Here is a 4,298-nt window from a genome sequence, read left to right as displayed (position 1 = left end):
GCGGAGGAAAATCTCACCTCCGGTCGCGCCATAGCCGATGACATTGCCGGCAATGACATGGTCTTCAGCAGCAAACGGCGCGAGCGGATGCGGGTGCACGATCAGCCGCCCACCAGACAATCCCTTGCCGACGTAATCGTTGCCGTCGCCAACCAGACGCATCTGAATGCCCGCTGGAACGAACGCACCGAAGCTCTGCCCGGCCGAGCCGGTCAACGTGATGTCGATCGTGCCGTCGGGCAGACCAGCACCCTTCCACTGCTTCGTCACCTCGTGACCGAGCAACGTGCCCACGGTTCGGTGCACGTTACGAATCGGAAGATCGATCGAGACGTGGTGGCCGTCCCTGATGGCGGGCTGGGCCAGGGCGATGAACTGCTGATCGAGCGCCTCGTCGAGGCCGTGATCCTGATCGACCGTCTGGATCATCGACTGGTGATACGGATTCTGTGGCACGGCAAGAATCGGGCTGATGTCGAGACCCGAGGCCTTCCAGTGATCGATTGCTTCACGGGTGTCGAGCGCCTCGACGTGCCCGATCATCTCGTCCATCGTGGCAAAGCCCAGCTCGGCCATGATCTCACGCACTTCCTCCGCGATGTACTCGAAGAAGTTGATCACGAACTCCGGTTTGCCGGTAAACCGGGAGCGGAGTTCGGGGTTTTGGGTGGCGACACCGACGGGGCAGGTGTCGAGGTGGCAGACCCGCATCATGATGCAACCCGACACGACGAGCGGCGCCGTCGCAAACCCATACTCCTCGGCGCCGAGCAACGCAGCAATCACGACGTCGCGGCCCGTCTTCAGTTGGCCATCGCTCTGTACGACGATGCGGTCACGCAAGCCATTGAGCATCAACGTCTGCTGGGTCTGGGCAAGCCCCAGTTCCCACGGTCCACCTGCGTGTTTCAGCGATGTCAGTGGGCTCGCCCCGGTACCTCCGTCGTGGCCCGAGATGAGCACGACATCAGCTTTCGCCTTCGACACGCCCGCTGCAACGGTGCCGACGCCCGCCTCGGCGACCAGCTTGACGTGCACGCGTGCCGCCGGGTTGGCGTTCTTCAGGTCGTGAATCAGTTGCTTCAGATCCTCGATCGAATAGATGTCGTGGTGCGGCGGCGGACTGATCAGACCGACGCCTGGAGTTGAGTGGCGAGTCTTTGCGATCCATGGCCAGACCTTGTGCCCGGGCAGCTGGCCGCCTTCGCCGGGCTTGGCACCCTGGGCCATCTTGATCTGGATGTCGTCAGAATTCGTGAGGTATTCAGCGGTGACGCCGAATCGGCCTGAGGCCACCTGCTTGATCGACGAGCGCCGCTCAGGGTCGTAGAGCCGGTCAGCGTCTTCGCCACCCTCACCGGTGTTGGACTTCGCGCCCAATCGGTTCATCGCCACGGCAAGCGTCTCGTGAGCCTCAGCGCTGATCGAGCCGTAGGACATCGCTCCAGTGCTGAATCGCTTGACAATCTCTGACACCGGCTCGACATCATCGATGGAGATGGGCGAGCGGCCAGAGCGGTCGGCGTTCGCAAACTCGAACAGCCCGCGCAACGTCATCAGCTTCTTCGACTGGTCGTCGACGCGGCTCGTGTACTCCTTGAAGATGTCGTAGCGGCCCGCACGCGCAGCGTGCTGCAGCTTGAAGACCGTCTCAGGATTGAAAAGGTGCTGTTCGCCTTCGCGGCGCCACTGGTACTCGCCACCGAGCTCAAGCTTGCGGTGGGCGCGTTCTTCGGGCCGATCAGGGTTGGCCATCTTGTGCCGTGCCGCGACTTCCGCGGCGATCTCGTCAAGACCGATCCCACCGAGCTGGCTCACCGTTCCGGTGAAGTACTGCTCGACCACATCCTCGCCAAGACCGATGGCCTCGAAGATCTGCGCACCGGTGTACGACGCCACCGTCGAGACACCCATCTTCGACATCACCTTCAGGACGCCCTTGTTACACGCCTTGATGTAATTGCGAATCGCAAGCTGGTCGTCAAGGTCGCCGAGGCCGTGCATGCCCTCATGAATGAGGTCTTCGACTGACTCGAAGGCGAGGTACGGGTTGATCGCACCGGCCCCGTAGCCGATGAGGAGCGCCATGTGATGCACTTCGCGGGCATCTCCCGCTTCCACAACCAAGCCGGTCATCGTGCGCTGCTTGGTCCGCACGAGGTGGTGGTGCACCGCTGCGGTCAGCAGGAGCGAAGGGATTGGGGCATCGATGGTGTCGGCGTTGCGGTCCGACAGCACGATCATTCTGGCCCCGGCTCCGATGGCATCCGAAGCCTGCTGGCACACGCGGTCGAGTGCCGCACGGAGACCCGGCCCACCGTCAGCAACGCGGTACAGCCCACTGAGCACCTTGGCCTGGAGACCGGCGTGTCCGCCGTCGTCATTGACATGGATGATTTTCGCCAACTCGTCGTTGTCGATGATCGGGTTCGGCAACGCCATCTGTCGGCAACTCTCAGGGCCGGGAGCAAGCAGGTTCGCCTCCGGTCCGACCGACGCCGACACCGCTGTGACGACTTCTTCGCGGATTGCATCCAGCGGCGGGTTGGTGACCTGTGCAAACAGTTGCTTGAAGTAATCAAACAGCAACCGTGGCCGGTCCGACAGCACGGCCAGCGGCGTGTCGGTACCCATCGAGCCGAGTGCCTCATATGCGTTTGCCGCCATCGGAGTGATCAGAATCTTGAGCTCTTCGTGGGTATAGCCGAACATTTGTTGACGGCGCAGAACGCTGTCGTGGCTGAAGACGACGTGCTCGCGGTCAGGAAGGTCCGGGAGGTTGGTCATGCCAGCCGCAAGCCACTCGCCGTAGGGATGCTCCTCGGCAAGCTTGTTCTTGATCTCCTCGTCGCCGACAATCCGGCCCTCGTTGGTGTCGATCAAGAACATTTTGCCCGGCTGCAGACGACCCTTGGCCACCACCTTGCTCGGCTCGATGTCGATCACACCGACTTCGGACGCCATGACGACAAGGTCGTCGTCGGTGACCCAATATCGGCTCGGGCGCAAACCGTTGCGGTCGAGCACTGCACCGATCATTTCGCCATCGGTAAAGGTGACCGATGCCGGACCATCCCAGGGTTCCATCATCGCCGCGTGGAACCGGTAGAAGTCGCGCTGCTTCTGCGACATCGTTTCGTCGTTTTCCCACGCTTCAGGAATCATCATGAGTACTGCATGATGAATCGGATATCCACCAAGGTGCAGCAATTCGAGAACTTCATCGAACCGAGCCGTGTCGGAGGATCCAGGCGTACAGATCGGGAACGCCCGGTCGATGCCCGGCAAGAGCGGGCTTTCAAGCATCGCCTCGCGTGCGCGCATCCAGTTCTGATTGCCCTGCACGGTGTTGATCTCACCGTTGTGAGCGACGAATCGATAGGGATGCGCCAGCGGCCACGACGGGAATGTGTTCGTACTGAACCGGCTGTGCACGAGCAGCAGTGCTGACTCGACTCGCGGATCACGCAGATCGGGAAAAAACTCGCTCAGCTGTGGCGTCGTGAGCATGCCCTTGTAGACGATCGTGCGGCTGGAGAGCGACGAAAAGTAGCTGTCGAGGTCGCCGACGAGTTCACGCCGCGACGTCTTCCGAGCGACGAATGCCTTCCGATCGAGTTCGATACCCGTGGCACCTTCGGGGTCGCTGACGAAAAGCTGCTTGAACGTCGGCATCGCCTCGCGTGACGTCTTGCCCAGACAGTCGGGGTTGATCGGCAGGTCACGCCAACCGAGCACCTGAAGTCCAGCATCGGTGACACTCACCTCGATCGCCGACATCGCGTCCTGTGCATATTCAGGGATCGACGGCAGGAATGCGATGCCCACGGCGTAGGCGCCAGCGGCAGGCAGGTCGAACTCGGTGACCTCCTGGAAGAAGCGGTCCGGAACCTGCAGCAGGATTCCGGCGCCGTCGCCCGAGTCGGGCTCGGCGCCTGTTGCACCGCGGTGTTCAAGGTTCGTCAACGCCTGCAGACCTGTCACGACCAGTTCATTCGAACGGACGCCCTTCAAGTTCGCGACGAAGGACACGCCGCAGGAATCGTGTTCCTGACGGGGGTCGTAGAGGCCAGAGGGGCCGGGAGGTTGCTGCATTGTCACATCCACGAGTCGTTGATCGGCTACGAAATCGCGAAGACAGCCTGATCGACATTGACCAGCGGCCTCACACGAGGATGCTCGAGACAACACTGGCTCAAGCGGGGGTTGCCCAGCTTAGAGCCTCAACCCCCCGCTGTGCTCGCTCGTTCGGTCGTGAAACAGACAGCGGTTCCGCATCCAGCCCGAGATGCCAGCCC

General features: G+C 61.9%; 1 protein-coding gene. It reads right to left on the bottom strand.

Annotation, left to right across the window (positions count from 1 at the left end; all coding sequences use genetic code 11):
- On the bottom strand, window positions 1-4,095 hold a 4,095-nt coding region (gene gltB, locus ACH2DW_RS15145), incomplete at its 3' end, for a glutamate synthase large subunit (RefSeq protein ID WP_394930581.1).
- Between the last annotated feature and the right edge of the window lie 203 nt (window positions 4,096-4,298).

This window comes from uncultured Ilumatobacter sp. (assembly GCF_963980585.1).
Taxonomy (GTDB): domain Bacteria; phylum Actinomycetota; class Acidimicrobiia; order Acidimicrobiales; family Ilumatobacteraceae; genus Ilumatobacter_A.
This window is presented reverse-complemented; position numbering and strand designations above follow the sequence as displayed.